At 64.7% G+C, this 26,909-nt stretch carries 24 protein-coding genes and 1 riboswitch; of the genes, 5 read left to right on the top strand and 19 right to left on the bottom strand.

The genetic code is table 11. The features are described from left to right. Positions 1–14 precede the first annotated feature (14 nt). Positions 15–434: a hypothetical protein gene (locus AC1DJB_RS17160; RefSeq protein ID WP_441433476.1), complete on the top strand. Its 420-nt coding sequence runs from the start codon at positions 15–17 to the stop codon at positions 432–434. A gap of 1 nt (position 435) precedes the next feature. Here AC1DJB_RS17160 and metX read toward each other — a convergent pair whose 3' ends face one another. After that, a complete protein-coding gene (gene metX / locus AC1DJB_RS17165; RefSeq protein ID WP_306961357.1) occupies positions 436–1,557 on the bottom strand; it encodes a homoserine O-acetyltransferase MetX in 1,122 nt (373 codons plus the stop codon). A gap of 13 nt (positions 1,558–1,570) precedes the next feature. Further along, positions 1,571–1,686, bottom strand: a riboswitch (SAM riboswitch). A 215-nt stretch (positions 1,687–1,901) separates the two neighbouring features. On the opposite strand from metX, the gene AC1DJB_RS17170 reads away from it, so the two are divergent. Continuing rightward, positions 1,902–4,268, top strand: a complete 2,367-nt coding sequence (locus AC1DJB_RS17170; RefSeq protein ID WP_306961355.1) for a S8 family peptidase — start codon at positions 1,902–1,904, stop codon at positions 4,266–4,268. A 60-nt stretch (positions 4,269–4,328) separates the two neighbouring features. Here the strand turns inward: AC1DJB_RS17170 and AC1DJB_RS17175 are convergent, their stop codons facing one another. After that, positions 4,329–5,645 (bottom strand): bifunctional o-acetylhomoserine/o-acetylserine sulfhydrylase, encoded by a 1,317-nt coding sequence (locus AC1DJB_RS17175; RefSeq protein WP_306961353.1) that lies wholly within the window; start codon positions 5,643–5,645, stop codon positions 4,329–4,331. A gap of 246 nt (positions 5,646–5,891) precedes the next feature. On the opposite strand from AC1DJB_RS17175, the gene AC1DJB_RS17180 reads away from it, so the two are divergent. Beyond that, complete coding sequence (locus AC1DJB_RS17180) at positions 5,892–6,530, top strand: VOC family protein (RefSeq protein WP_028266517.1); 639 nt, start codon at positions 5,892–5,894, stop codon at positions 6,528–6,530. A 100-nt stretch (positions 6,531–6,630) separates the two neighbouring features. On the opposite strand, the gene AC1DJB_RS17185 is transcribed toward AC1DJB_RS17180, so the two are convergent. Beyond that, entirely contained in the window at positions 6,631–7,395 is a 765-nt protein-coding gene (locus tag AC1DJB_RS17185; protein WP_284989751.1) for a CPBP family intramembrane glutamic endopeptidase, read from the bottom strand. Positions 7,396–7,495: 100 nt separating this feature from the next. Between AC1DJB_RS17185 and AC1DJB_RS17190 the strand changes: the two genes are divergently transcribed. Further along, the gene (locus tag AC1DJB_RS17190; RefSeq protein WP_059387874.1) at positions 7,496–8,176 is read left to right on the top strand and encodes a histidine phosphatase family protein; all 681 of its coding nucleotides are present in this window, start codon (positions 7,496–7,498) and stop codon (positions 8,174–8,176) included. 16 nt (positions 8,177–8,192) lie between these two features. Here the strand turns inward: AC1DJB_RS17190 and AC1DJB_RS17195 are convergent, their stop codons facing one another. The 11 genes from AC1DJB_RS17195 to tdh all read right to left on the bottom strand — a co-directional run bounded on the left by AC1DJB_RS17195 (position 8,193) and on the right by tdh (position 19,560). Continuing rightward, positions 8,193–8,984 (bottom strand): DeoR/GlpR family DNA-binding transcription regulator, encoded by a 792-nt coding sequence (locus AC1DJB_RS17195; protein ID WP_059387875.1) that lies wholly within the window; start codon positions 8,982–8,984, stop codon positions 8,193–8,195. 23 nt (positions 8,985–9,007) lie between these two features. Beyond that, positions 9,008–9,847, bottom strand: coding sequence for a class II fructose-bisphosphate aldolase (locus tag AC1DJB_RS17200; protein WP_441433477.1), 840 nt, complete (start codon positions 9,845–9,847; stop codon positions 9,008–9,010). Then, positions 9,844–10,812: a 1-phosphofructokinase family hexose kinase gene (locus AC1DJB_RS17205; protein ID WP_441433478.1), complete on the bottom strand. Its 969-nt coding sequence runs from the start codon at positions 10,810–10,812 to the stop codon at positions 9,844–9,846. The genes AC1DJB_RS17200 and AC1DJB_RS17205 overlap by 4 nt, the downstream gene beginning before the upstream one ends. After that, positions 10,809–11,759, bottom strand: a complete 951-nt coding sequence (locus AC1DJB_RS17210; RefSeq protein ID WP_284989754.1) for an ROK family protein — start codon at positions 11,757–11,759, stop codon at positions 10,809–10,811. Before AC1DJB_RS17210 ends, AC1DJB_RS17205 begins: the two co-directional genes overlap by 4 nt. Positions 11,760–11,767: 8 nt before the next feature. Then, positions 11,768–12,685 (bottom strand): SIS domain-containing protein, encoded by a 918-nt coding sequence (locus AC1DJB_RS17215; RefSeq protein ID WP_332601460.1) that lies wholly within the window; start codon positions 12,683–12,685, stop codon positions 11,768–11,770. Between the two features lie 215 nt (positions 12,686–12,900). After that, positions 12,901–14,124 (bottom strand): imidazolonepropionase, encoded by a 1,224-nt coding sequence (gene hutI / locus AC1DJB_RS17220; protein ID WP_332601461.1) that lies wholly within the window; start codon positions 14,122–14,124, stop codon positions 12,901–12,903. 11 nt (positions 14,125–14,135) lie between these two features. Next, a complete protein-coding gene (locus tag AC1DJB_RS17225) occupies positions 14,136–15,248 on the bottom strand; it encodes an NAD(P)/FAD-dependent oxidoreductase (RefSeq protein ID WP_441433479.1) in 1,113 nt (370 codons plus the stop codon). 65 nt (positions 15,249–15,313) lie between these two features. Further along, positions 15,314–15,784, bottom strand: a complete 471-nt coding sequence (locus AC1DJB_RS17230) for a pyridoxamine 5'-phosphate oxidase family protein (RefSeq protein ID WP_059387879.1) — start codon at positions 15,782–15,784, stop codon at positions 15,314–15,316. Between the two features lie 54 nt (positions 15,785–15,838). After that, complete coding sequence (locus AC1DJB_RS17235) at positions 15,839–17,239, bottom strand: 6-phospho-beta-glucosidase (RefSeq protein WP_441437985.1); 1,401 nt, start codon at positions 17,237–17,239, stop codon at positions 15,839–15,841. A gap of 6 nt (positions 17,240–17,245) precedes the next feature. Then, on the bottom strand, positions 17,246–18,454 hold the full coding sequence (locus AC1DJB_RS17240; protein WP_307052588.1) for a glycine C-acetyltransferase: 1,209 nt from the start codon (positions 18,452–18,454) through the stop codon (positions 17,246–17,248). Positions 18,455–18,513: 59 nt separating this feature from the next. Next, positions 18,514–19,560 carry an L-threonine 3-dehydrogenase gene (gene tdh, locus AC1DJB_RS17245; RefSeq protein WP_284989759.1) on the bottom strand — a complete coding sequence of 349 codons (1,047 nt, stop codon included), beginning with the start codon at positions 19,558–19,560 and terminating at the stop codon, positions 18,514–18,516. A gap of 115 nt (positions 19,561–19,675) precedes the next feature. On the opposite strand from tdh, the gene AC1DJB_RS17250 reads away from it, so the two are divergent. Beyond that, positions 19,676–20,614: a LysR family transcriptional regulator gene (locus tag AC1DJB_RS17250; protein WP_476910589.1), complete on the top strand. Its 939-nt coding sequence runs from the start codon at positions 19,676–19,678 to the stop codon at positions 20,612–20,614. On the opposite strand, the gene AC1DJB_RS17255 is transcribed toward AC1DJB_RS17250, so the two are convergent. From AC1DJB_RS17255 to AC1DJB_RS17275, 5 genes are all read right to left on the bottom strand, one after another. Further along, complete coding sequence (locus AC1DJB_RS17255) at positions 20,611–21,795, bottom strand: Gfo/Idh/MocA family protein (protein ID WP_332601465.1); 1,185 nt, start codon at positions 21,793–21,795, stop codon at positions 20,611–20,613. The genes AC1DJB_RS17250 and AC1DJB_RS17255 overlap by 4 nt on opposite strands. Before the next feature lie 14 nt (positions 21,796–21,809). Beyond that, positions 21,810–23,528 carry a DUF4091 domain-containing protein gene (locus AC1DJB_RS17260; protein ID WP_476910590.1) on the bottom strand — a complete coding sequence of 573 codons (1,719 nt, stop codon included), beginning with the start codon at positions 23,526–23,528 and terminating at the stop codon, positions 21,810–21,812. 63 nt (positions 23,529–23,591) lie between these two features. Then, complete coding sequence (locus tag AC1DJB_RS17265; protein WP_476910591.1) at positions 23,592–24,563, bottom strand: carbohydrate ABC transporter permease; 972 nt, start codon at positions 24,561–24,563, stop codon at positions 23,592–23,594. After that, positions 24,556–25,506, bottom strand: coding sequence for a carbohydrate ABC transporter permease (locus AC1DJB_RS17270; RefSeq protein WP_476910592.1), 951 nt, complete (start codon positions 25,504–25,506; stop codon positions 24,556–24,558). Before AC1DJB_RS17270 ends, AC1DJB_RS17265 begins: the two co-directional genes overlap by 8 nt. Further along, complete coding sequence (locus AC1DJB_RS17275; protein ID WP_306961326.1) at positions 25,503–26,825, bottom strand: extracellular solute-binding protein; 1,323 nt, start codon at positions 26,823–26,825, stop codon at positions 25,503–25,505. The genes AC1DJB_RS17270 and AC1DJB_RS17275 overlap by 4 nt, the downstream gene beginning before the upstream one ends. Between the last annotated feature and the right edge of the window lie 84 nt (positions 26,826–26,909).

A 26,909-nucleotide genomic window follows, 5' to 3' on the forward strand; every position in this document is an offset into this window, starting at 1 on the left:
GGAGGCCCTCCACCGTGAACAATGTGATCTTCTGGATCATCGTCTGCTCTTGGCTGATTCCCATGGGGATCCGCATGTACAACCGATCGCGCCAGCGCAGGCTACGGGACTTCCCTCCGCAGGATTACCCCGGGCAGCCCTATCCTCCACAGGATTACCCCGGGCAGCCCTATCCTCCACAGCACTACCCCGTCGGATACCCGGAGCAACCCCCGGTCATCTTCCCGGCTGAGCCGCAACCCCCGGTGGGAATGCCCGGACCTCAGGCCGCTCCGCCGTCGTCTACTCCGCAAGCGAACAGCGCGCCCCAGCCGGACAGCGCGCCGCAAGGCTACCGGGCACGGAAACTGGCCGAACTCGACCAGGAGTACAGCGACGGGAAAATTGCCATGGAGGACTACATGAAGCTCCGCCAGGAGATCATGAACGGCTGATTCAGCCGAAGAACGCCTCCCGCAGCTGGGGGCCGAGCTGGCCGATCTCGGTGAGGAAACCGTCGTGCCCGATGGGCGCCTCGATCACATGAACGGGGACTTCTCCGGGCAAGGCCTTGGCCAGCTCGTGCGATTGTTCCGGGAAATAGAGCCGGTCCGAGTCCACCGAGGCAACGAAGAACTTCGCCGTGGCCACGGACAACGCGTCCTCCAATGAGCCCCGGCCGCGAGTGATGTCGTGGCTCATGAGCGCCTCAGTGATGGCGATGTAGCTGTTGGCGTCGAAGCGCTGGACCAGCTTTCGTCCCTGGTGGTCGAGGTAGCTCTCCACCTGGTAGCGGCCCCGGTCCCCTAAGGCCGCAGCCTGCAGGGGCGCCTCGCCGCCTTGGGCGTTCCTGCCGAAGCGGAAGTCCAGTTCATCCGCCGAACGGTAGGTGATGTGGGCGATCCGCCGGGCAAGGGCCAGCCCCGCCTCGGGCGCTGCCTGGCCGTAGTAGTCGCCGCCCTTGAAGTCGGCGTCCTGCCGGATGGCGAGAGTCTGGGCCTGCGCGAACGCAATCTGTTCGGCAGTGCTGTACGCCCCGATCGAAATCACGGCACATCGCTTGACGCGGTCCGGATAGCTGACGGCCCATTCCAGTGCGCGGGCACCGCCCATGGACCCTCCCACCACGGTATGCCAGCTGTGGATCCCCAAGGCGTCGGCCAGCCGGGCTTCGGCTATGGTGCTGTCCCGCAGGGTGACGAGCGGGAAGCGGGAGCCCCACGGCTTGCCGTCAGGAGCGCTCGACGACGGCCCGGTGCTGCCGTAGCAGCCTCCCACGATGTTGACGGAGACCACGAAGTAGCGGTCCGTGTCGATGGTGGCGCCGGGACCAACGAGTTGCTCCCACCAGCCTTCTTCATCGCTCTCGCCACGGGCCACATGGGTGCTGCCGGTCAGTGCATGCTCCACGAGGACGGCGTTGGAAGCGTCGGCGTTGAGCCGGCCCCATGTCTCGTACGCAAGGACGACCTCAGGGAGGAAACCCCCGGCCTCCAGTTCGAGCCCTCCTACGGAAACATACTTGAGGGTTCCGTCCTGGGTACCGGAAAGGGGTATGGCTGTTGCAGCAATTGTCATTCGTCGACACCTCACATCGCGCTTGCCCGCCGCCAACACAGCGAAGGGCCAGGTCTTCACCCGGGGCACCCCGCCGCGAAAGGAGGGTTGCCGGCCAGCAAGCCGGGGCTGTCGCTGGCACTCATGACCTATGGGAAGAGTCTAGGAAAACCGGACCCCTTCTGACGAAGATTATGACAGCTTTGTGACACTTGGCCGCGTTTTGTTCACGAAGCCGGGGTTGTGGATGTCTGAAATTGAAGAGACGGGTGATGCCTGTGTGACTGGAGATAGAATTGGGCGCAGCAGTCTGCATCCTTCGGATGTCTCCGCCGCCACTGTGCGTCACAGGAAGATTGAAGCTCGTGAAAAAGCCATCCGGCGTCGTTCCAATAGCCCTGTTCTTGCTGGTATCAGGTTTCACCGTGGGAGTGCCGCTGCCGGCGCACGCCGACACGACTCCGGCAGCAGGCGAAGACAGATACGTGGTCCACTACGCCGAAGGCACCGACGTTGACGGGAAGACCGCGGAGCTGCGCTCGCAGGGAGTCTCGGTGGACAAGACGTTCACGCATGCCGTGAAGGCCGCGGTCGTCACGGCGACGCCAGCGAAGGCCGCTGCGTTGGCGAAGTCGAGCCGGGTTGTGTCCGTGGACCGGGATATGCCGGTGCGGATTTCAGACACTCAAGCACCGGCACCCTGGAACCTTGACCGGACCGACCAGAGATCCCTGCCCTTGTCTGGGAGCTACACGCCGCCTTCGAGCGGCGCCGGGGTACCGATCTACGTGGTGGACACCGGCGTGTTGGCCACCCACCAAGACTTCGGCGGACGCGTGACGGTCGGATATAACGCCGTCGGCATTGGAAGCAACAACGGCGTGGACGACGGCAAGGGAACCACAGACTGCAACGGCCACGGCACGCACGTCTCGGGAATCGCAGCAGGAGCCACCTTTGGGATGGCCAAAGCGGCAACGATCGTGCCCGTACGAGCGCTCAACTGCGCCGGGGGCGGATCGTCACTCGATGTCATTGCCGCTCTCGACTGGATCGTTCAGCATCACCAAGCCGGTCAACCCGCTGTCGCCAACCTTAGCCTTAGCCTCCTGACCGGTACGGACCAGAGCCTGGACGCCGCCGTCCAAGGCGCGATTGACAGCGGGATCACGGTAACCTTGGCTGCAGGAAATAGCAGCGTCGACGCGTGCACACGCTCCCCTGGCCGAGTGCCCGCAGCCCTCACCGTGGCTGCTAGCGACCCGAACGACAGCCAAGCAGGGTTCTCCAACTACGGTCCCTGCGTCGACCTGTACGCACCAGGGGTCCAGATCACCTCCGACTGGGCGACCTCGAATACTGCGACCAATGTCCTCAGCGGAACTTCAATGGCCTCGCCCCACGTCGCAGGAGCGGCCGCGATGCTCCTCGCCATGCATCCCTCGTGGAGCCCCGCGCAGGTCTCGGCAACGTTGACCGTCGGCGCAACAGCCGGAATAGTCCAGTCAACCGGAAACTGCATGCCTAACCGGCTGCTGTACGTCAGCCCGTCGCTCTTTTCGCCGTCGCAAGACCCGTTGGGCGGATTTGCGGCCACGACCCCCTGCCGGCAGCTTGACACGCGGGACGGGACCGGTGGCGTCAACGGGCCGGTCGCCCCCGGCCAGACGATCAGCGTCAAGGTTGCTGGACGCGGCGGCCTCCCGGCGACCGGAGTTTCCGCTGTCGCAATGAACATCACGGTGGCCAACCCGACGTCGAACGGCTTCATCACCGCGTACGCCGGCGGAACAAATCGTCCGGCGACCTCGAACCTGAATTTTGCCCCAGGGCAGATCGTCCCGAATTTCGCGATCACGCCGGTGGGGTCGGATGGCACGATTTCCTTCACGAACAGCTCCAACGGCACGGTCCAGCTCATCGCCGACATCACCGGTTACTCCCTCACGCCTGGCGCGTCGCCCGCTCCCGGGACGTTCTCCGCCCAGGCCCCGTTCCGGCAGTTGGATACCCGTGACGGCACCGGTGGCGTCGGCGGACCCGTTGCCCCCGGACAGACCATCAACGTCAAAGTCACAGGCCGCGGCGGTATTCCCTCTTCCGGTGTTTCCGCCGTCGCGATGAACATCACGGTGGCCAATCCCTCGTCGTTCGGCTTCATCACCGCCTACGCTGGAGGGACTCCGCGACCGAACGCCTCGAACGTGAACTACGCCGCGGGACAGATCGTTCCGAATTTCGCCATTACGCCGGTCGCTCCCGACGGGACGATTTCATTCACGAACACCTCCGGCGGAACCGTCCAGATCATCGCCGATACCTCGGGCTATTACCTTGCGGGCACACCGTCAACCGCCGGGGCGTTTTCCGCGCAGGCCCCGTTCCGCCAATTGGATACCCGTAACGGCACCGGCGGGATCAACGGACCTGTTGCCCCCGGACAGACCATCAACGTCAAGGTCGCGGGACAGGGTGGCATTCCAGCGTCCGGTGTTTCCGCTGTCGCGATGAACATCACCGTGGCCAACCCGACGTCGTTCGGGTTCATCACCGCCTACGCCGGAGGAAGCCCGCAGCCGAGCACCTCGAACGTGAACTACGCGACGGGACAGATCATCCCGAACTTCGCCATTACGCCCGTCGCTCCGGATGGCACGATCTCCTTCACCAACAACTCCAACGGCACAGTGCAGCTCATAGCCGACACTTCCGGGTACTACATCGCGGGCTAACCGCGAGATGGGGCGCCCATCGGAGTGGGCGACCCATCACGGAACGAACCGGCGACTGGCCTAGCTGCCCTTGGCCGCCCGGAATCCTGACTCGAGGTCCGCGAGGATGTCGTCGATGTGCTCGATCCCGACGGACAGCCGCACCAGTCCCGGGCTCACGCCGGCCACGGCCTGCTGTTCTGGGGTCAGCTGGCTGTGCGTCGTGGACGCGGGGTGGATGACCAGGGAACGGACATCGCCGATGTTTGCCACATGGGAATGCAGCTCCAAGGCGTCCACGAAGCGCTTGCCGGCGTCGATCCCGCCCCGGATGGTGAAGGACACCACGGCGCCGGTTCCCCGGGGCCCGTACTTCCGTCCTCGTTCGAACCACGGGCTGGAAGGCAGCCCCGCATACGCGACCGATTCGACGTCGTCGCGCCCTTCCAGCCATTGCGCCACTTTGGTGGCGTTGTCCACGTGGCGTTCCACCCGCAGGCTGAGGGTTTCGATTCCTTGGGAGATCAGGAAAGCGTTGAACGGTGAAACTGCCGAGCCGAGGTCGCGCAAAAGCTGGACCCGGGCCTTGAGGATGTAGGAGAGGTTCGCGCCGAGGGCACCGTCCTTGCCGAGGTCGCGGGCATAGACCAGGCCGTTGTAGCTCGGGTCCGGGGTGTTGAAGTTGGGGAACCGCTCAGGGTCCTTGCCGAAATCGAAGTTGCCGGAGTCCACGATGACACCGGCAATGGCGGATCCGTGCCCGCCCAGGTATTTGGTGGCCGAATGCACCACGATGTCAGCGCCCCACTCGATGGGCCGGATCAGGTAGGGCGTGGCGAGGGTGTTGTCCACGACGAGCGGGACTCCAGCCTCGTGCGCGGCGCGGGAGACGCCTTCGATGTCCAAAACGTCCTGGCGGGGGTTGGAGACAACTTCCGCGAAGAACAGCTTGGTGTTTGGCTGCACGGCCTCGCGCCAGTGGTCGAGGTTGTCCGGGTCCTCGACGAAGGTCACCGAGATTCCGAATTTCTTCAGCGTATGCGCCAGCAGGTTGTAGGTGCCGCCGTAGAGGCTCGGGCTGGCCACCACGTGGTCACCGGCCTCGGCGACGTTGAGGATGGCGAACGTTTCCGCGGCCTGGCCGGAGCTCAGCAGGAGCGCGGCCAAGCCGCCTTCCAGGCTCGCTATGCGCTGTTCCACCGCATCCTGCGTGGGATTGCCGATCCGGGTGTAGATGGGCGCCAGCTCGGCGAGCGCAAAGCGGTTGGCAGCGCTTTCCGCGCTGGGAAACACGAACGAGGTGGTCTGGTAGATGGGGAGTGCCCGGGCTCCGGTGGCGGAGTCCGGCTCCTGACCGGCGTGGATCTGGCGCGTTTCGAATGACCATCCTTGGGACATGCGGACTCCTGGTTGTCTGGGCTCTTGCCGTGCTTCAGCTTGCCGGGCCGAAGTATTCAGCCTGCCGGTGTTCGGTTGCCGCCAGTCTAGGGATGGTGTTGCGGGCTCCGGAAGCTTTGTGACGAACACAGTAGTTTTCGGTCCCGGCACGTCCTGAAGTGACTCTGAGCTGCCTTTTCGATACATCCCACCTTGGTTAGGCTTGACTTAGCTGAGAGCTCCATCACAAAGTGCCAAGATGAAGCCATGCGCATGGATCACGTCTCTTACGCTTGTGAACGAGATGGCCTTTTGGCCACCACCGAGCGGATTTCCGCAGCATTGGGAGTGGACGCAGTCCGGGGCGGAGTGCACCCGCGCTTCGGTACCCGGAACATGATCATTCCCCTTGCTGACCACAAATACCTGGAAGTTGTCGAGGTCCTTGACCACCCGGCATCCGACAAGGCACCTTTTGGACAAGCCGTCCGTGCACGCTCCGCCGCGGGAGGTGGTTGGATGGGCTGGTGCGTCGCTGTGGACGACCTGAGCCCGTTCGAACAGCGGCTTGGACGCGCCGCCGTTCCTGGCAACCGCAAGTTCCCGGACGGCCGCGAACTCGTCTGGTCGCAAATCGGCATCCTGGGGCTCATCGCCGATCCCCAGGTTCCCTACTTGCTGCGGTGGGAGGGCGACCCTGCACTTCACCCGTCCCTCGTCTACCCAAGCGACGTCAAGATGTCCAGCCTCACCATCGCCGGCTCCGCGGAGCGTGTCACCGAGTGGCTAGGGGAACCCGTGGAGAAGCCTCTCGAGGACGTTGCAGTCCAATGGATGGCTCCGCACGGAACGCCGGGAATCATGTCGGTAACGTTCGAAACCGCCAACGGAGCCGTCACTATCTGACGGACCATCGGGCCAGGAGTGCCCGGGAAGAACTTCGGCCGCCATATGCGGGTGCCAATGACGTCACCCCGCAGTGGCGGCCGAAACCTTTTAACGCGCTTCAGCCCAGCCCGATTGCCTTGCCGAAGACGCTGAAGCCGACGAACGCCACGATGTCCAGGAGAGCATGGGCCACCACCAGCGGCATGACCCTTTTGGTCTTGGTGTAGATCCAGCCGAACACGAGGCCCATGACGGCATTGCCGATGAAGGGCCCGAAGCCTTGGTACAGGTGGTAGCTGCCGCGAAGGAGCGCGCTGAGCACAATCGCCAGCGTGGTGCTCCACCCGAACTTCCCGAACCGGTCCAGGAGGTAGCCCACGACGATGACTTCTTCGACGACGGCGTGCCGCACCGCGGAGAGGACCAGGACGGGCACTGTCCACCAGTAGGAGTCCAGGCCGCTGGGGATGATCGCCGTCGTAATCCCGAGGGCGCGGCCGGCCGCGTAGAGGCCCAGCGACGGGATCCCGATCAGCGCGGCGAGGCCCAGTCCTTGCAACGCGTCACGGCCCGGGCGGGCGAAGTTGAAGCCCAGCCGGGTGAAGCCCGAGGGACTCTCCGCGGTTTGGCGGTGCAAAGACAGGAAGTAGAACACCAACACCACCGGGACCAGGGCAAACGCGATGTCCAGCAGCTGGTAGGTGAGATCGAAGTACTCGCGCGTGCTCTGCGAGCGGTTGAGCGTGGACGTCGCATGGGCCAAAGGCCCTTGGGTCATCTTGTCCAACAACTGCACCACGGAGTACACGGCCGATTGGCCCAGGGACAGGCCAAGGACGATCAGTACTTCGGCGCGCAACCGGCGCGTTGAGGCTAGGAGCATGCTCCTATCTTGCCTTCATTTGCCTGAGGTTTCCCCTGAGGCGGGTCCACCAGTGTCCGCCTGCGCGGGCCGGGCCACTCCTGAGCCTATGCTTGGTGGGATGAGCGCGCCAGCACGAATCTTCATGATCCGGCACGGCCAGTCCGCCGCCAACGCCGACACTTCCATCTACAACCGTGTGCCCGATTACCGCATCCCGTTGACGGAGCTTGGCGTAGAGCAGGCACGGGCTGCGGGTGAGGCGCTGCGCAGGAAGCTCGACGGCGAACCCGTATGCGTTTACGTCTCTCCGTACCTTCGGGCCTACCAGACCCTTGAGGCACTGAATCTGGGCAGCCTCACGGAAAGAGTCATCGAGGAGCCCCGGCTGCGTGAACAGGACTGGGCCAACTTCCAGATCGCCGGAGACATCGGGGACCAGAAGGAGCTCCGCAACCTCTACGGGCATTTCTTCTACCGGTTCCGCGAGGGCGAATCAGGCTCCGATGTGTATGACCGGATTTCGTCCTTCATGGAAACCCTGTACCGGCATTGGGAGAAACCCGACTACGCGCCCAACACCCTGCTGGTGACCCATGGCCTCACCATGCGGCTCTTCTGCATGCGGTGGTTCCACTGGTCTGTGGAGTACTTCGAATCTCTCAACAACCCGGGCAACGCGGAGCTACGGACACTGATCCGCAACGACCAGGACAAGTACGATCTGGACACGCCGTTCAGCCAGTGGGTGCAGCGCAGCACCGATGAAACCGTGCTGAATGCTCCCCCGATGGTCTTCTGACGGTCACTTATCGAAGCTAGTCGTCCTTGGCCACGATCACTTCGGTGCCGCTTGCTTCAAACGCAGCCTTGTCTTCTGCCGTGATGCCCGAATCGGTGATGAGCCGCCGGAAGTCGTACCCGGCCATTGCCGCGAAGGCACGCTTGCCGATCTTCGTGGAGTCGGCCAGGACATAGGAGTCGGTGGCACGCCGGGCCATGACGGTATTCACCATGGCTTCTCCCTCGTCGGTGATGGTGGGCCCGATCTTGGGATCGACGCCGTTGACCCCGATGAAGGCGATGTCCAAGGCAACCTTCTGCATGATGACATCGGTGTAGGGCCCCACAAGTTCGTAGGAACGCGGGTTCAGGATGCCGCCGGTGACCATGATCTTGATGTTGGGGCGCACGGCAAGCTGGGCTGCGATGTTGATGGCGTTGGTGACCACCGTCAGCATGGGCCGGTTGGAGGGCGCGTTCAGGTCTTCGCGGGTAGAAAGCACCTGGGCCAAAGCCGTGTTGGTGGTGCCTCCGCTGAGTCCGATCACGGCCCCGGGCATGATGAGCTCCGAAGCGGCCAAGGCAATCTGCTGCTTGGCCTCGGCGTGGTCATCCCTGTTGTAGCGCCCCGGAAGTTCGTACGCCACGGATCCCGTGGTCGCACCCCCGCGGGTTCGGCTCAGGAGCCGCTGCTTGGCGAGGCTGTCCAGGTCACGGCGGGCCGTCGCCGGCGAGACGGCCAAGCGGGTCACGATATCCTCGACCTCAACATGCCCTGACTCGGCGAGGAGATCAAGGATGGCTGTCAGTCGATCGTTGCGGGTCATCACGAACCTTCCGAAAATTGGGACTAGTTCACTTTCGCGAACAGCGTCAGCAGACGTGCGGTTTCCAACACCAAGGCGTCACGTCCGGCCTTGATGTACTTGCGGGAGTCCACCACGGAAGGGTTGGCATCCAGGTACTCACGGACGGCGCGGGTGAAGAACCCGTTCAAGTGTGTGGATACGTTGATCTTAGTCATACCGGCCCGGATTGCCGCCACCAGCGTTTCATCTGCTACGCCGGAGGACCCGTGCAGGACGAGCGGCAGCCGGACGGCTTCCTTGAGCCGGGTGATCAGGGCCAGGTCCAGGGCTGCGCTGCGTTCGGTCATGGCGTGCGAGGAACCAACGGCGACGGCGAGGGCGTCGACGCCGGTGGCTTCCACGAAGGAACGGGCTTCGGCCGGATCGGTGCGGACTCCCGGGGCATGGGCACCGTCCTTGCCTCCCACCTTCCCGAGCTCGGCCTCGACGTAGACCCCGTGGTCCTGGGCGTAGGTGGCGACCCGACGCGTGACTTCGACGTTCGCGCGATACGGCAAGTGCGCGCCGTCGTACATGACGGACCCGAAGCCGAGGTCGACAGCCTGCAGGGCAAGTTCTTCGGATTCGGCGTGGTCCAGGTGCAGGGCCACGGGCACCGAAGAGTCCCGGGCGATGGACATGGCACCCCGGGCGATCGGTACGAGTCCGCCGTGGAAACGGACACAGTTCTCCGAGATCTGCAGGATCAACGGAACACCAGCCGACTCCGCCCCGGCTACCAGGCCTTCCGCGGTTTCGAGGTGGATGACATTGAAGGCGCCCTGTCCGATTCGGTTGGCCGTGGCGGTGTCCATGAGTTCCCGTGTACTGACGAGCGTCACAGGGTCTCCTTCCAGCTGAGAATGAGTTGGTCTTCGAGGTCCGCGTAGAGCGGCGAGATCTCGCCGGCGGCCGGCATGAGCACCGCGGCGGCGGACCAGGCTGTAGCCCGGCGGAGGATCGTGGGGATGTCGGTGATGCCGTCGGCGAGCGCGACGGCGGCCGCCGCCACTCCGGCGTCGCCGGCTCCTGTGGGGTTGCCGCTGAGTGGTTCCGGGAGCCGGGCGGCCCAGTACCCTCCGGGGGCGGCATGGTGGAACGCGAGCATGCCGTCGGCGCCGGCACTGACCAGGACCGTCTTGGCCCCGAGCCCGATCAAACGCTCTGCTGCTACGTCCAGGCTGCTTTCCCCTGTTGCTTCGAGGAGCTCGTGGTTGTTGGGCTTGAGGAGGTCCGCCCCGGCGCGTGCGGCGGCGATGATCCCGGGACCGGAGGTATCGACGACGGCGGGAATCCCGGCGTCGTGCGCCAGGCGCACCAGCGCCGGGTAGAAGTCGGCCGGAGCGCCGGGCGGCAGGCTGCCGGAACCGACAAGCACTCCCGGGCTTTGACCGTCCAGGGCGTCGACGACGGCGGCGGCCAGCGCCTGCCATTCTGACGGTTGGAGGGGACTGCCCTCTTCATTGAAGATGGACGTTTCGCCGCCCACCGTATCGACGAGGGCGATGCTGCGCCGAGTGTCCGCGGCGACTGGAACCAGGCGATGCGGCACGCCGCTGCTGAGGAGTTCGGCAGCGAATTCGGCACCCGCCGTGCCGCCGCAGGGCGCGAGTGCCAGCACGGGATGGCCCAGCTGGTGCGCCACGCGCGCAACGTTGAGGCCTTTTCCGCCTGCGCGGCTGAGGGGCGCGGCAACACGATGGCTTGCTCCGGGGGTGATCCCGGCGACGTGGTAGCTCAGGTCGATGGCCGGATTGGGCGTGACGGTGATGACCCGTTTCATGGCCTGGTTCATCGGCTGGTTCATCGCCCCGTCCCCGTGCCGGAGGCGGCCTTCGCAGCCGGGAGCAGTGCCCGGGCCCTCATGGCGGCGCCAAGCAAACCCGCATCCTGGCCCAGTTGGGCGCGCATGATGATGGGCCGGCGTTGGAAATCGAGCAGTTCATCGAGGCGGGAACGCAGTGGCTGCAGAAGTCCTTCTCCGGCTTCGGCAAGCCCGCCACCCACTACCACTGCCTCGGTGCCGATGATGCTGACGCATTGGCTGAGGCTGAACGCGAGGGCGTCCACGGCGTCGGCCCAGATCCGGGCCGCAAGGGCATCGCCGGCTGTGGCCCGTTCGAGGACTTCACGGGCACCGGCGCGCGGAGTTCCGGCTTTGTCGCTGTAACGCCGGGCGATCGCTCCGGCGGAGCCGACGGCCTCGAGGATCGTGTGGCCCGGACCGTCGGGGTCCGGAACGAGGGCGTGCCCCAGTTCCCCGGCGAAGCCGCCTGCGCGTACCGGGTACCCGTCGGAGATGACAGCGGCGGCGATCCCGGTGCCGACCACCATCACCACGACGTTGCGAAAATCCCGGGCCGCTCCGAAACGGAATTCGGCTTCGGCGGCCGTGCTGACATCGTGCCCGAAGGAGACCGGCAGTCCGAGGCGTTGCGCGGCCTTTTCCCCAAAGGGAAAGTTCCGCCAGCCCAGGTTCGCCGAATAGATCCCCACTCCGGTGTCGGAGTCAACGATTCCCGGGACCACAATGCATGCTGCCTTCGCCGGGTGGGCGGGGAATTCAGCGGCAAATTCCGAGGCCAATGCCTCAACGGCGTCCAGGATCGCCTCGCCCGGCCGCAAAGGATCATGCGGCGTAGCCCTGCGGCGTAAACCCAGGACATTCCCGGCTGTGTCGACCAGGCCTGCCTTCAGATCGGTCCCTCCGACATCGAAGGCCAGGACTGCGGATTCAGCGGCTCCGAGAACCATGGGATTGCCTAGGCCGTGGCGTTCAGGACAACAGAGCGCGTGAGGTTGCGCGGGAGGTCGGGGTTGAGGCCGCGCACGCGTGCCCGCTCCAGGGTGACCTTGTGGACCCGTGCCAGCTCGGCGAGCGGGTGCTTGCCGGTATTGACGTAGAGGGCGCCGGTGCGGCCCATGTCGGCGTCCAAGCCCTCGGGCTGCGGGCCGAAGATCCACGTCACCCGGCCAGGGGCGGCGATGGAAATGGGACCGTGCCGGTATTCCATTGCCGGATAGGATTCGGTCCAGCCCTGAACTGCTTCGCGCATCTTGAGGCCTGCTTCGTGGGCCAGGCCAACGGTCCAGCCGGTACCGAGGAAGGTGAACTGTTCGGCGTCGAGCAACTCCTGGGAAACGGGCTCGGCCACTGCCGGACGGGCGTCCTCGATTGCCGTGCCGAGTTCGATGCCCAGGCTCGTCAGGAGGTACACGAGGGCGGTCGTGGCGAAGCGGGTCTGGACCACCGATTTCTCGTCCGCGTAGGGAAGGCCGATCACGGCGTCCGCCAGGGTGGTGATGGGTGAATTCACGTCGCCGATCACCGCGATAGTGCGGACTTTTCCACGCAAGGCTTCCAGGAGCTCAAGCACCTCCGTGGTGGTGCCGGAGCGGGTAATGGCGATGACGGCGTCGTACTGGCGGCCCGCGCTGTTGTGATTGAGGAAGGCTTCGGACGCTGCGAACGCGTCGGTGACGCCCTTGCCTGCGGCTTCGCGGGCGGCGGCATAGCTTTGCGCCATGAACCATGAGGTACCGCAACCGACGACGGCGATCCGCTCGCCGTCGACGGGAAGCAGGTGCTCCGCTTTGGATTGCTCGACGGCCCGCTGCCAGACCTCGGGCTGCGAAACAAGCTCTTCTTCCATGAAGGCCCCGAGGGTGTTGTTACTCATCGCACTTACCATTCCTGTCCGCGCTACTTCGACGCGCTCTTCAACACTCAATCATTTGACGTTTTATGATCCATATAAACACTAAACGATCATATTCAATCGCACAAGGATCGTGCGGCACCTCGGACACGCCCAAGCAAAAGCAGGGCCCCTCCATCTGGAGAGGCCCTGCCTGTGCTGCGAAAGCTGTAGGGAGACGCGTTGCGGAGGCGCCGCTAGACAGCGCGGACGCCCGCCCGCCACACGGCGAAAGTCAGCGGGATTCCGGGCCGGTACGCCAGATGGGTCGCCGACGGCGCCTTGAGCATGTGCAGGTCGGCGCGGTGCCCGACGGCGATCGAACCCACCGCCCGTTCGCCGTCGACGTCAACGCCCGACTCCCTGCCGAGCGCGAGCGCACCGCCGTACGTGGCCGCCCGGACAGCTTCATGGACGCTTAGGTGCATCTGCAGCACCGCCGTGGTGACGCAGAAGGCGATGGAGCTCGTGTAGGAGGTGCCGGGGTTGCAGTTCGCGGCCAAGGCAATCTGCACCCCAGCGTCGATCAGTGCCCGGCCCGGGGCGAGCGGCTGGCGGGTGGAGAGATCGCAAGCAGGCAGGCAAGTGGCAACCGTGCCGCGCGTGCCCGTTCCGGTGGAGGCATCCCAGCCGCTCCAGGTCCCGGCGAGCGCCCCGATGTCTGCCGCCGAGAGGTAGTTGACGTGGTCGACGCTGGCCGCACCGAACTCCACGGCCAACTGCACGCCAGGTCCTTCACCCAGTTGGTTGCCGTGGACGCGCAGGCCCAGGCCCGCGTCGCGGCACGCGGTCAGGACGCGGCGCGACTGCTCTTCGGTGAAAGCGCCGCGCTCGCAGAAGACATCGGCCCACTTCACGTACGGCCGGACGGCGTCGAGCATCGGACCGCAGACGAGGTCCGTGTATTCCTCGGCGTCGGCTCCAGCCGGGACCAAGTGCGCGCCGAGGTAGGTGACTTCATCCACGGTCGCTGCCGCGATGCGGGCACTGCGGGCCTCGTTCTCAAGGTCCAGTCCGTAGCCGGTCTTGCTCTCGAGGTAGGTGGTGCCCTGGGAAACGGCTTCTGCCACGCGCCCGGCAGCGAGCCGGGTCAGTTCCTCGTCGCTCGCTGCGCGCGTGGCGCCCGTGGTGACGGCGATGCCGCCGGCGCTGTAGCTCTGGCCGGCCATCCTGGCCTCGAATTCGGCGGTGCGGTCTCCGGCGAAAATCAGGTGCGAGTGCGAGTCAACCCACCCCGGGAGCACGGCGCGGCCTTCCGCGTCCACGTGCCCATCAGCCGAGGGAGCCTCCGACGCCGGACCGATCCAGGCAATCCGCTCACCCTCGATTACTACGGCGGCATCCTTGAGGACGCGATGCTCCGCGTCCTGGGTCATCAGTTCGCCGATGTTGCTGATCAGTGTGCTCGTCTGCCCGCTCATGAACCTATTGTTCAACGGCGGATGGACCAACGGGCCGCTGCCAGCTCCCTCGGTGTCCGGGATGCCGGACTGATGCCCGGTGCGGTGCCAACGGTCCCCGAACCCAGGATCTCCGCGGCGGCGAGTTCGGCGATGGCGGAAGAGGTCTGGAATCCGTAGCCGCCCTGTCCGGCAAGCCAGAAGAAGCCGGGAGCCTCGGCGTCGAATCCCACCACCGGAACGCCGTCGGCAGCCTCGGTGCGCAACCCCGTCCAGGCTTTCGCCACGGAGCGGATGCCCAGCGACGTGATCGAATTCAGCCGGGCCACCAGCTCCTCCACGTCGCCGGGCCGCGGCCGCGCGTCCTCGGGACCGCTCGGCACCGTTTCCGACGGGGAAATGAGCACCTGTTCCCCCTCGCGCCGGAAGTAGTAGGTGTCATCGGCCGCCGCCACCATCGGGGTGCCCGGCCGAAGCGGGCGCTCGACGTCGACGATGGCCGCCGTGCGCCGGAACGGCTGCAAGCCGAGCTTCTCCACGCCGCTGAGCACCGCGAGCTCGTCCGCCCAGGCACCTGCCGCGTTGACGACGACGGCGGACTGGAAGCCTTCCAGCCCGGCGCCCAATTGCCAGCCGGAACCAAGCCGTTGGGCAGAATGGACCCGGGCGCCGGTAATGATGTCCACTCCCCCGGCCTCGGCGCGCTGCCGGTGGTCTTCCAACAGCACGGGCGCATTGCAGGCGAATGACCCCGTGTCCAGGCCGGCGGCCGTGAAGGCCTCCGGATTCAGTGCCGGGCACAGCTCAAGGGCTTCGGCGTGCGTGATGGGGTGCATGTGTCCGCTGGCTTCCGCCTTGACGGTGGCTTCGTCGCCCACCAGCATGAACGAGCGCGGTTCCAGGACCGGTACCGGCAATCCGGCGTCGCGGGCTGCCATCAGCTCCAGCGTGCGGACGGTGAGTTCCTGCACGACGGCGGGTCCATAGCTGGGGATGAGCTGCCGGGCCGAGCGGGAGGACGTGTGGTACGCCAGTGTCTGTTCGGCTTCCACGAGGGCTACCGAACACTGGCCGGCCAGCGCTGAGGCGAGCGACAACCCGGCGATTCCTCCACCGACAATTACCACATCATAATTTGCAGCCATCCCCCCATCCTGTCAGCGCGCAGGCCCAGATGCGAGTAGCGCCCGGTGCCGAACAGGGCCGCCGGCTATTCCAACGCGGACGGCTTGATGCCGCTGTAGGGGGTCCACCACGTGAGCGGTTCCGTGACAGTGAAGCGCCGTCCGGAGATCGAATCCGCGGGAACCCGCACGAAATGGTCCTTCTTGCCTGATTCCCAAGGAAACAGGGGCAGGGAGAACGTGTTGATGACGTCGTCGAGCTGTTTGACGGGCGCCGCCTTGCCGTGGAGCACAACGCTCCACGCGACGCCCGTGTTGGCGTCGACGCCGTCCACCTCCATGGCCACCGGGAATTCGCCCAAGGCCGCGGCGAGCTTTGTGCCCGCTCCGGTCCTGAAGACCACCGTCCCCTGGTCCACGGTGTAATTGATCGGAAAAATGTCAGGGTGGTCTCCCAGCCACACGGCCAGCCTGCCGACGGACACGCCCCTCAGGAGATTCCAGCATTGCTGCGAATCCAACACTTCGGTCACGGAAGGTGCTGCATCTTTGTCCATGCTGCAGATACTAGGCCTCCTCTCCCCCTCGGGACAGGGCTTAGGCGAAGGGGTTCAGCGCAGGTATTGGAGTTCCTTGAAATGGCCGATGTAGTCGGCCAGGAGCGCTTCTGCCACCCTGACCGAGTCCACGAGCGGGTTCATGGCCATCGCCTTGTAGGCGGAGCGCCGGGAACCCGTGAGCGCAGCGTCGATGGTGGCGCGTTCCACCGCCTTGGCGTTGACGACGAGCCCGCGCGCGTAGTCCGGTAGGGGCTTGGCCGGGAGCACGCGGGCTCCACCCGCATCCACGAGGCACGGCGCCTCGATGACGGCGTCGGCGTCGAGTTCCGCCAGGGTGCCTTTATTGGGGACATTCAGGATCAGTCGGGCCGATTCGCCCTGGCTGATGGCGCGCATGATCGCCAAGGCCACGGCCTCGTAGCCGCCGGAAACCAGGTCTTCGGCGTCGCGTTCGAACGTGCCTGCCGCGTCCCTGTTGCTCTGCATGTATGTCTCTTCGCGATCGAGCTTGGTCTTCTCCCAGAGCCTGAAAGCCGCTTTCGACGACGGGACCCCCTGGGCGGGCTCCGCACCGCCGTCGTTCGCTGCCGCGAGCCCGCTGTAGAAGGACGACTGTTGGCGCGCCAGGTAGGCGCCGCGGGTAATGTGGGCGCGCCGGTCGGCGTCGAGCGCTTCCCGCCTGAAGTAGTAGTAGTGCAGATATTCGTTGGGAACCGCACCTAGGGCTTTGATCCACGAAGCGCCGAACAGCCGGCCCTCCTCAAAGGACTCGATGGCGCCGTCGTCGGCCAGGAGCCGCGGCAAGACATCCGCACCGTCGACCACGAGCCCGCGCAACCAGCCCAGGTGGTTCAGGCCGATGTAGTCGATCTGCACGGAGCCATCCCGAAAGGCAGCCGCGCCGCGGTGGATTCCGGCTGCGAGCAAGCATCGCCTGGCGAGCCCCACCGGCGAATCGCAAATCCCCACCACCTTGTTGCCAAGGACCCGCGTCATGACCTCGGTGATGACGCCGGCCGGGTTGGTGAAGTTGATGAACCAGGCGTGCGGAGCATGCTTCTTCACCGACTCGGCGATATCCAGGACCACGGGAATGGTTCGGAGGGCGTAGGAAATCCCCCCTGCACCGACGGTCTCCTGCCCAATGACTCCGTGTTCCAGTGCGATCCGCTCATCGGCGGCGCGCCCCTCGAGTCCACCCACCCGGATGGCGGAGAAGATGAAGTCGGTGCCGGGCAAGGCTGCCGGCAGCGCTGTGAACGTCCTCACAGCTGGTGCGTCGGGCACCCCCTCGGCCATGTCGGCGAGGACCCTGGCCACCACGCCCAGGCGCGCGGGGTCGGCGTCGAACAGCCTCAGTTCGGTGACCCGGCCGGGCCCATGGTCGGACAGCAACGCTGAATAGACCAGGGGTACCCGGAATCCCCCGCCGCCCAGGATGGTGAGGATCATGGGAACTCAGAGCCCCGCGGCTGCGCGGCTCTTCACGAAGGCCTGGACACACGCCTCGACGTCCTCGGAGCTGTGCGCGGCCGAGAGCTGCACGCGGATCCGGGCCGCTCCCTTGGGTACCACGGGGTAGCTGAACGCGGTGACGAACACTCCGTGGTGGAGCATCTCGTCGGCAACCTTCGCGGCAAGCACGGCGTCGCCGAACATCACCGGAATGATGGCGTGTTCGCCGTCGAGCAGCTCGAAGCCTTCCTCGCTCATGCGGCGCCGGAACAAGGCAGCGTTCTCGAAGAGCCTGGAGCGGAGCTCGCCCGAACCCTGGACCAGCTCAATGGCCTTGATGGTGGCTGCGACGATTGCCGGGGCCAGGGAGTTGGAGAACAGGTAAGGGCGGGCCTTCTGGCGCAGCATGGCGACGATTTCGCTGCGGCCGGAGACGTAGCCTCCGGAGGCGCCGCCAAGGGCCTTGCCGAACGTGCCGGTGTAGATGTCGATCCTGTCCGAAACACCCGCGTGTTCCGGGGTTCCGGCACCGGTGGCTCCCATGAAGCCGACGGCGTGGGAATCGTCCACCATGACCAGGGCGTCGTGCTTTTCGGCGAGATCGCAGATGGCTTCGAGCGGCGCGAGGTAGCCGTCCATGGAGAAGACGCCGTCCGTCACGATGATCTTGCGCCGGGCCGGAGCTTCGCCGCTCGAGGCTTCGATCAGCTTGGCTTCGAGGTCAGCCATGTCCTGGTTGGCGTAGCGGAAGCGCTTGGCCTTGCTGAGCCGGATGCCGTCGATGATCGAGGCGTGGTTCAGGGAGTCGGAGATGATGGCGTCCTCGGCCCCGAACAGGGACTCAAAGACACCTCCGTTGGCGTCGAAGCAGCTGGAGAAGAGGATGGTGTCCTCGGTTCCGAGGAACTGTGAGACCCGGGCTTCGAGCTCAAGGTGCAGGTCCTGGGTGCCGCAGATGAAACGGACGGAGGCCATGCCGAAGCCGCGCTCGTCCATGGCGGATTTGGCGGCAGCGATGATGTCCGCGTGGTCTGCCAGGCCCAGGTAGTTGTTGGCGCAGAAGTTCAGCACGGTGTTCGCCGGCTGGCCGAGCTGGCCTGCGGAGATGTGGCTGGCCTGCGGCGAGTCGATGTGCCGCTCGGTCTTGAAGAGGCCTGCGGTGCGGATCTCTTCAAGTTCGCCCTGCAGCTGGTCTTTGATGCTTGAGTACATGGTGGCTCCTGGTACTGGGGTCTTGGGGAGGACTTTACGGTGTCTTAGAATTCGGCGTTCTAGAGTTCAGTCCAGTCGAGGACAACCTTGCCGCCTGTGCCGGCGCGGGCGATTTCGAAGCCCTTTTCCCAGTCGGTGGCGGACAGCTTGTCCGTGACGACGGCGGAGATGTGGCTGTGCAGCACGGGGTTGGAGGACAGCATGGCACTCATGGCGTACCAGGTTTCGTACATTTCGCGGCCGTAGATGCCCTTGAGGGTCAGCATGTGGGTGACCACTTTGCCCCAGTCGATGTCGATGGACTGGCTGGGCAAGCCAAGCATGGCGATGCGTCCGCCGTGGTTCATGTTGTTGATCATCTCAGGCAGGGCCGTCGGATGCCCGGACATTTCCAGGCCGATGTCGAATCCTTCGCGCATGCCGAGCTCGAGCTGGGCATCCTTGACGCGCATCTTCGACACATCAACGGCGAGGTCCACGCCCATCTTCCGGGCGAGTTCGAGGCGGGGAGCGGACACGTCCGTGATGGCGATCTTGCGGGCACCGGCGTGGCGCGCGACGGCGATTGCCATGAGTCCGATGGGGCCGGCGCCTGTGATGAGCACGTCCTCGCCGACGAGGGGGAAGCTCAGTGCGGTGTGGACGGCGTTGCCGAAGGGGTCGAAGATGGCGCCAAGCTCCGGGGTGACGGAGGGATCGTGGTGGACCCAGACGTTGGTCTCCGGAATGACAACGTATTCGGCGAAGGCGCCGTCGCGCTGCACGCCCACGGACACCGTATGGATGCACATCTGGCGGCGGCCTGCGCGGCAATTGCGGCAGATGCCGCAGACCACGTGGCCTTCACCGGAGACGCGGTCACCGACCTTGACGTCGCGGACGTCCTCGCCCACGGACACCACTTCGCCGTAGAACTCGTGTCCCGCGATCAAGGGAGTCTCGATGATGCTCTGCGCCCAAGCGTCCCAGGACTGGATGTGCAGGTCCGTTCCGCAGATACCGGTGGTCATGACGCGGATCTTGACGTCGCTGGGACCTGCCTCCGGTTCGGGCCGTTCGACGAGTTCAAAACCAGCGTGGGGACCGGACTTGTAGAGAGCCTTCATGGGTCTTCCTAACTCAAGGGATTGGGCCGTTTGTGTGCCGTTTCACTTCATTGAAGCCCCACGGACGGTTTAGCACAACTAGGTTTTTCTCAATCAACGATTTAGCATTTGCTAAATGGAAGTACATCAGCTCCAAATGCTCAGGGAACTAGGAGATCTCGGCAGTGTCAAGGCCGTGGCCGAGACGCTCATGGTCACTCCCTCGGCCGTTTCCCAGCAGCTCGCCCTCCTGCAGAAGTCGGTGGACGTGCCCTTGACCCGCAAGGAAGGCCGCGCCTTGGTGCTCACCGATGCGGGCCGGGTCCTCGCCGACGCCGGAGCCGCCGTCGTGAGCGCCATGGCCGACGCCCAGGCGGCGATCGGCGCGTACCATGACTCCCCGGGCTCCACCGTCACTGTGAGCGCCTTCCACAGTGCGGGGCAGGCTTTGTTCGCTCCGCTCGCGGCCTTGTTGACGACCGCGCGCACCGCGGGTCCGGAAAACAGCGTTCCCCGCGTGAAGCTCGCCGACGAAGACGTCGCACAGGAAGACTTTCCGGGCCTCGCCGCGCGCTACGACCTCGTGCTGGCGCACCGGATGGAGCACAGTCCCGGCTGGCCCACCGACAAAGTAGCCGTCATCCCGCTCGCCGACGAACCGCTCGACGTCGCGTTGCCTGCCGGGCACCCGCTCGCGGCGCGCCGCGAACTCAGGCCGGCCGACGTCGTCGGGCAGCCCTGGGTGACCAGCCGCGACGGATACTCCCCCGCGGACGTGCTGGCCGCCGTCGTCGCCGTCAGCGGGCGTCCGGCGGACGTCCTGCACCGCATCAACGACTATTCCACCGTGGCCTCGCTCGTGGCGGACGGTGGCGCGATAGGTTTGCTCCCGCGGTTCACCGCCCAGCGCGTCCTGGACGCCGGCGTGGTGCTGCGACCGCTCGCGGGGGTGAATTCCGTGCGCAAGATCGACATCCTGGCGAGGCCGGAGACCCTGAAACGGAAATCGGTCATGACGGTCTGCGAAGCACTACAGACCGTCATGACCGAACTCGCCGGGGGCACGCGGCGCTAGAGTTCCCGGACCCGGGCCGGCTGCCCTGCGTTGAAATACTCCACGAGCTCTTCCGGCAAGGCCGGAACCAGCTTCGCGCAACCGTCGCCGCGGAGGGAGTCGGTGGCAAGCACTCCCGCGGCCACGGCCTCCCGGGCCGCGATCGGCGAGGTCGCCGTGGTTCCCCCGTCCTTGGCGAACCGCAGGAACTCTGCGATCAGCAAGGGGTCCGCACCGCCATGGCCGCCTTCGCCGTCACGGACCAAGACCTTCTGGTCGGGTTCGGCGAAACCTGAGGTTGTCCGGGTGGTCCATACATAGATCTGATCGCCGGCCCCGTCACCGAAGTTCTCGATCCTGCCCTTGGTGCCGATCACGGTGTAGTTCCGCCAATAGTCCGGGGTGAAATGGCACTGCTGGTACGAGGCGAGCACACCGTTGTCCAGGACCATGTTCATCATCGAGATGTCCTCGACGTCGATCGTCTCGGCGAGGTCCGTCTGTTCGGTGGGGGGCCAATTGTCCACCGAAAACCAATCCCCCATCCGGCGGCCCGTGTTGTCGCGGCGGGACGCGACGTCCCCGTAGACGGCCAGATCCCCGATTGCCTGCACCTTGGTGCTGTATCCCCCGGCGAGCCAGTGGATGACGTCGATATCGTGCGCGCCTTTTTGCAGCAGCAGCCCGGTGGTGTTGGCGCGCTGGGCATGCCAATCCTTGAAATAGTAGTCCCCGCCGTTTCCCACGAAGTGCCGGCACCAAACGGCCTTGACGTCACCGATGGTCCCGGCCTGGATGATGTCCCGCATCTGCACCACTACCGGCATGTGCCGCATGTTGTGGCCCACGTACAGTCGTGTCCCGGTGTCGAAGGCCGTCTGGAGGATGAGGTCGGCTGCTTCGAGCGTGACATCGAGCGGTTTCTCGCAGAAGGTGGGAATGCCCGCTTTGAGCGTCCGGACCGCGACGGCGGCGTGCTGGTTGTCCGGGGTCAGGACCAGCACCGCGTCCAGGCCGGAGGCCAACAAGACGTCCAGGTCCTCGGTGATGACCGCCGTCGGGATCTTCTCTGCTGCGTCAGCCCTGCCGCGCTCGCCCAGATCGCACACAACCGTGACTTCCGAACCGTGGCCGGGCTTGTGCGCGTGGCGCCACAGCGACGACCGCAAGCCGAATCCGACGATGCCTACTTTGAGGTCCATAAGTACTTTCCTAACTAGATAAGTTGATGCGCGGGCGGTGTTTGACCCACGCGCTGCGCGATTCCCTGGTTGACCAGCTCGCGAACCCTCCGGTAATGAAGGGGGTCGTAGCTGAAACTGTCCATGGCGAGGCTGCCGCCGGAGCCGTTCGTATCGATGAGCGCCAGCACCTCCTCGCGACCGGCCAGCTTGGCCAGGAGCGAGAGAGCCCGGTGGTCCCACATGGCCTGGGCGAACACCTTGTAACGGATCGACTCCCACGGCACCCCTTCCGGTCCCGGGTAGACCAGGAAGGCATCGCCGCCCGGGAAGGCTCCCCCGGCACACGTGTCCTTGAACGGGTCCACGGGCGCCAACGAATGGGCCGAGTTATAGAAGTTGAATCCCCAATGCAGGAACCCCGCACATTCCAGGGCGAAGAGATGATGACCCAACACCCTGTTTCGCACCGAAGGCATGGAAATGAACCGGTTGGCAACGCCGGTGTCCTGGGCGACGCAGTAATAGACCCACAGGTCCTTCACCCCGGCGGCCAGGAACGGTGCCACGGCATCGCTTGCCACCACGGGATTCGGCACGGCCCCGCTGCGGTAGAACTCAAAGTCGCTCAGGGCGTCAACCACCGTCAGACCGTCCAGGAGATCCGAGACGACGCCCTTTGCCTGTTGGTACCCCGCCAGGGCCTCGGCGCCCTCCGGTTCATCGGATATGTGGAAAATGACCCGGTCAAGCGACCAGTGCTCCGCCAGGAAGGAACGCAGGGCCGGCAGCAGTTCGGCCATGAGCTCCCGGTACGAGGACGACGTCGACGGCACGTCCCAGCCAAACCGCCGCTCCAGGCCTTCCGCGGTTTCGACATAGATCGCCGGAGTCGCTTTGGCCCCCCATTGGGTAAACAAGTGGGCTATTTCCAGGTACTCGATGCCGTGTTTGGCGCAAAGGCCAACCCAGCGCTCCAGCCTGCTGAAATCAAAGTGGTAGCCGGAATCGTCGCGGATCCCGATCAGTTGGGTGGCCAGCCGCGTTCCCCCGATGGCCGTGTCCAGTGGAGGGGTCCATGTGGGTGTCAGCAGCGAGTTGGCGCCCATCCTTGCCGCGGACCCCATGAAGGCATCGATGATCGACCAATGCTGCTCACTGAAGACCTCGACGCCGTAATGGCTCGCCAAGCCGTCGCAGTGGAACCAGTGGGCGTTCACGATCTCCAGTTCCGGGGCGTGCGCATGCACCACAGTGACGCAGAGGTGGGTGGCGAATAGCGTGTTGCCTTCCGCGTCCCGTACCGAGATCCCGAGTTCATGCTCACCGGCGTTCTCCGCGGATGGCACCACGAAGTCGATCCATGCGGAGGTCCATTGCCCGTAGAGGGGCTTGATCATCCCGTCCGGGGCTGGCCGCAATAGGTCCGGATACAGTCCGGGGGTGTCGCGGTCGTACCCGGCATCATGCTCCGGGAATGCCGCCAATGAACATGGCACCAGCTCAACCTGCGAAATGGAGGTAAATCCTGCCGCCGGACCATCGACTGAGACTTCCAACGCCCCCGACAGCCGGAAGTCGTGCTTCATGGGCGGCCTGAGGGCCACCTGCACCGAGGCGGTCTCGCCGGGGAAAACGGACATCGGAATGGTCCTGTCGAACGGCCGGGGTGGAGCGTCCGGGTAGACCTTTTCCAGGGCATCCACGAGCACGAACGACCAACCGTCTTCCGGGGCCGGGTTCTTTTCCGTCAAGGCTGCGATCCTTTCCTAAGTGAGGCTCTACGTGGGTCTCTACGTGGGTGTCCACGTGAGTCCCTACTTGAGTCCGGAGCGGCCGATGCCCGCCATGACACGCTTCTGCATGAGCAGGAACATGATCAGGATCGGCGCCATGGCCATGAGCGAGGCCGCCATGAGGATCGGGTAATTGTTGGCGTGCTCACCCTGGAGGTTGGAAAGCCCGACGCTCAACGGTGCGGCGTTCGCCGTCGACGTCACCACCAAAGGCCACAAGAGGTCATTCCAGGACCACAGCACAGTGATGATGACGAGGGCCCACAGGCCATTGGCCGCTAGCGGCAGCATCACGCGGAAGAAGATCTGGAATGGATTGGCGCCGTCGAGCCGTGCCGCGTCTTCGAGTTCGTCCGGGAGCCCCATGAAGAACTGGCGCATCAGGAACAGGCCGAAAGCGCTGAAGATGCCCGGAGCCACGATGCCGGCAATGCTGTTCAGCCACCCCAGGTTTTGGATGATCTGGTACTGCGGGATCAGGAACAACTGGGACGGCACCATGATGATCGACAAGACGACGGCCAGGATGAGCCCTTTGAAGCGGAACTGCATCCGCGCGAAGGCGTAGCCCGCCATCGAGCAGAGGAGCACTTGCCCGATCACCCGGATCACGGTGATTGCCACCGTCACCCAGAGCTGTGAACCGAAATTCATGGAGGTGAAGACGTCCGCGAAGTTGTGCCACTGGACAACGCTGGGCCACAGCGTGGGCGGCGTGCTTTGGACTTCTGCGTTCGTCGAAAGCGACATGACGATCTGGTACAGGAGCGGCGAGATCATGGCCAAACCGCCAATGCCCAGTACACAATGTGCCAGCACGTTCGAGCCTTGCTTGCCGCCTGTGGCGCCGCCTCGGCTCTTGCCGTTGCTGCCCTTGGTGCCGCGGCTTGAGGGTCCCGGTGGTTTGCCCTCGGCGCGAGAGGGGCTGAATGCAGCTGTTCCGCTCTGCCGCGATTCGACGCCGCTTTTTGTTGAGAGCATCGATTCAGACATAGTTGACCCACCTCTTCTGGATGCGGAATTGGAAAGCGGTCAGAAGAGCGATGATCAGCAGGATCAAGATGCCGATGGCTGCCGCATAGCCCTTGTCGTTCTGCAGGAAGGCCTGGTTGTAGAAGATGTACACGAGGCTTTGCGTCTGCGGCATGGCCAGGTTCGCTTTCCCCATCATCACGTACAGCAGATCGAACAGCTGGAAACCGCCGATCACGGTGACGATCGTGACGAAGAAGATGCTGGGCGTCAACAGCGGAACGGTAATGCTGAAGAATTGGCGGACCCGGCTGGCCCCGTCCATCTCCGCGGCTTCGAAGAGCTCCCGCGGAATCTCGCGCAGTCCCGCGCTGATGATGATGAGGTTGAATCCCAGCGACATCCAAAGCCCCACGGTAGCCACGGCAAGCAGCGCGAACCCCGGCGTCGATGTCCAGTAGGGGCCCTGGATCCCGAACAAGCCCAGGAACCAGTTGATGGGTCCGAAGTCACCGTTGTAGATCAACCTCCATACGATCCCGACGGCGGCCGGCATGGTGATGTAGGGAATGAAGTACAGCGTCCGGTACAGGGCCGCGAAGCGCAGGCCGGGACGCTCGATCAAGGACGCAAGGATGACCGCGATGGGAATTCCCAGCAGCACGACCACCGTGTAGACCAGCGTATTGACGATTGACTGCGGAATGGTGGAATCCACGAACATCCGCACATAGTTGTCCAGGCCGATGAACTTGGTTCCGCCGAAGACTCCCCACTTGGTGAAGCTGTAGTAGAACGTCTGGACGATCGGCCAAAGGTAGAACACGCCGATGCCCGCGACAGTAGGCACCACGAACAACCATGGCCACCAGCCATCCGATTTCGATTTTCCTTTGCGGCGATGCCCCGCTGGTAGGGCTGCACGGACGCCCTTGGCTGCCGGCGTCAGGGTCTGGGCTTTCATGATTCTTTGGCCAGGGCGGCATTCATTTGGCTGGCAAGGTCCTTTGCGACGTCGGCAACCGGCTTGGTCCCGGCGAACGCCTGGGGCAGCAGGGTGTTCTCGAGTTCGTTCCAGGCGGCTGTATTGGCCGACGCCGGGTAGGGCGAGGCATCCTTGGCCAGGTCAAGGAAGACGCTGAGGTCAACGGAGGGAACAGACTTTACCCAGGCGTCCTGGGTGCCGTTGAAGGCCGGGATGACGGTTCCCGTTTCCGCCTGGATCTTGGCAGCATCCTGGGTTCCCAGGAAGGCCACGAATGCCTGCGCCGCGGCAGGGTTCTTCGCATTGGCGGGAATCACGTTGGCAAGTCCGTGGATCACGCTCTGGTTGCTCTTCGGCCCCTTCGGGAGGCTGACAATGCCCAGATCGTCACCGAGTGCCTTTTGGGCTGGCCCGACGGTCCAGGAACCGTCCATGGTCATAGCCAATTTCCTGGACGTGAACATGTCGCTCGAGGAGGTGTCCGTCAATTGCTGCATCGAGGGTGAAACCCCGGACTCGATCAGGTCGCGCCAGAACTGGAGGCCGGCGATTGATCCGGCGGAGTCGTATCCGGACTTCTTGCCGTCGGTCGAGATGATGGTCCCGCCGGCTTCAATCATCGTGTTGTAGTAGCTGGTCTGGCCACCCGTGAGGTCGCCGGCATAGCCGTAGATGCCTTTGCCCTGGTAGAACTTGGATAGTTTCGCGCCGGCGGATTTCACGTCGTCCCACGTCCAGGTGGACGTCGGTTCGGACACGCCGGCCTCCTTGAAGAGGGCCTTGTTGTAGAAGAGCGCACTGGTGTCGAAGTCCTTGGGGACCCCGTAGAACGCCCCGTTGACGGTGTACAAATCCACGAGTGCCTTGGGGTAATTGGCCGTGTCCACTGCTTTGCCGGACACCAGGCCGTCCAGGGACAACAGCTGGTTGTTTTGCGCGTAAAGCTTGATGTGCGGGCCGTTCATCCAGAAAACGTCCGGAAGGGTGTTGCTGCTTGCCTGGGTTTGGATCTTCGTCCAGTAGGCCGAGCCCTTGGACGGCGTGACGTCGATGGTGACTTTGATGTTCGGGTATTGCTTGTTGAATTCGGTCACGATCTTCTGCATCGCGGGCTTTTGCGCAGCGTCCCAGATGGCGTAGCTCAGCTCCGCGCTCAGGTCCTTCGCGGGAGCAGCGTAGGCGGCCTTGGCTGCGCTACCCCCTGCGGCACTGTTCCCGCCGCAGGCAGCGAGCGAAACGACGGCGGCACCGGCAGCCGCAAAGGAAAGGAATGACCTGCGGGTCACGTTGTGGTTCATAAGAATTCTCCGATGTCTTGGTCAGAAGACCGACGGTCCTTCGGGGCGGGCCCGCATTCGGCGAACAGCCAACCCAACTGGTGT

The organism is Arthrobacter sp. 01T428 (genome assembly GCF_056398685.1).